Source organism: Buttiauxella sp. BIGb0552 (assembly GCF_004366275.1).
In the GTDB taxonomy this organism is placed as follows: domain Bacteria; phylum Pseudomonadota; class Gammaproteobacteria; order Enterobacterales; family Enterobacteriaceae; genus Buttiauxella; species Buttiauxella gaviniae.
On record NZ_SODY01000017.1, the window covers coordinates 1 to 1,522 of the forward strand.

The window sequence follows — 1,522 nt, forward strand, 5'->3', positions numbered from 1 at the left end:
TGTTCGAGTCTCTCAAATTTTCACAACATACGAGTGTGTCTTACGAGACATCTTCGGGTTGTGAGGTTAAGCGACTAAGCGTACACGGTGGATGCCCTGGCAGTCAGAGGCGATGAAGGACGTGCTAATCTGCGATAAGCGTCGGTAAGGTGATATGAACCGTTATAACCGACGATTTCCGAATGGGGAAACCCAGTGCAATTCGTTGCACTATCGTTAAGTGAATACATAGCTTAACGAAGCGAACCGAGGGAACTGAAACATCTAAGTACCTCGAGGAAAAGAAATCAACCGAGATTCCCCCAGTAGCGGCGAGCGAACGGGGAACAGCCCAGAGTCTGAATCAGTTTGTGCATTAGTGGAAGCGTCTGGAAAGTCGCAGGGTACAGGGTGATACTCCCGTACACAAAAATGCACTTGCTGTGAACTCGAAGAGTAGGGCGGGACACGTGGTATCCTGTCTGAATATGGGGGGACCATCCTCCAAGGCTAAATACTCCTGACTGACCGATAGCGAACAAGTACCGTGAGGGAAAGGCGAAAAGAACCCCGGCGAGGGGAGTGAAACAGAACCTGAAACCGTGTACGTACAAGCAGTGGGAGCCTCTTTTATGGGGTGACTGCGTACCTTTTGTATAATGGGTCAGCGACTTATATTCTGTAGCAAGGTTAACCGTATAGGGGAGCCGCAGGGAAACCGAGTCTTAACTGGGCGTTAAGTTGCAGGGTATAGACCCGAAACCCGGTGATCTAGCCATGGGCAGGTTGAAGGTTGGGTAACACTAACTGGAGGACCGAACCGACTAATGTTGAAAAATTAGCGGATGACTTGTGGCTGGGGGTGAAAGGCCAATCAAACCGGGAGATAGCTGGTTCTCCCCGAAAGCTATTTAGGTAGCGCCTCGTGAACTCATCTTCGGGGGTAGAGCACTGTTTCGGCTAGGGGGCCATCCCGGCTTACCAACCCGATGCAAACTACGAATACCGAAGAATGTTATCACGGGAGACACACGGCGGGTGCTAACGTCCGTCGTGAAGAGGGAAACAACCCAGACCGCCAGCTAAGGTCCCAAAGTCATGGTTAAGTGGGAAACGATGTGGGAAGGCACAGACAGCCAGGATGTTGGCTTAGAAGCAGCCATCATTTAAAGAAAGCGTAATAGCTCACTGGTCGAGTCGGCCTGCGCGGAAGATGTAACGGGGCTAAACCATGCACCGAAGCTGCGGCAGCGACGCTTAGGCGTTGTTGGGTAGGGGAGCGTTCTGTAAGCCGTCGAAGCTTACCTGTGAGGGTAGGTGGAGGTATCAGAAGTGCGAATGCTGACATAAGTAACGATAAAGCGGGTGAAAAACCCGCTCGCCGGAAGACCAAGGGTTCCTGTCCAACGTTAATCGGGGCAGGGTGAGTCGACCCCTAAGGCGAGGCCGAAAGGCGTAGTCGATGGGAAACAGGTTAATATTCCTGTACTCGGTGTGACTGCGAAGGGGGGACGGAGAGGGCTATGTTAGCCGGGCGACGGTC

Annotated in this window: 1 rRNA gene (cut by a window edge); it reads left to right on the top strand. The window is 52.4% G+C overall.

The annotated features are described in order from the left end of the window. The first annotated feature begins 64 nt into the window (after positions 1-64). A 23S ribosomal RNA gene (locus EDF88_RS24610) occupies positions 65-1,522 on the top strand; it runs 1,550 nt beyond the window's last position.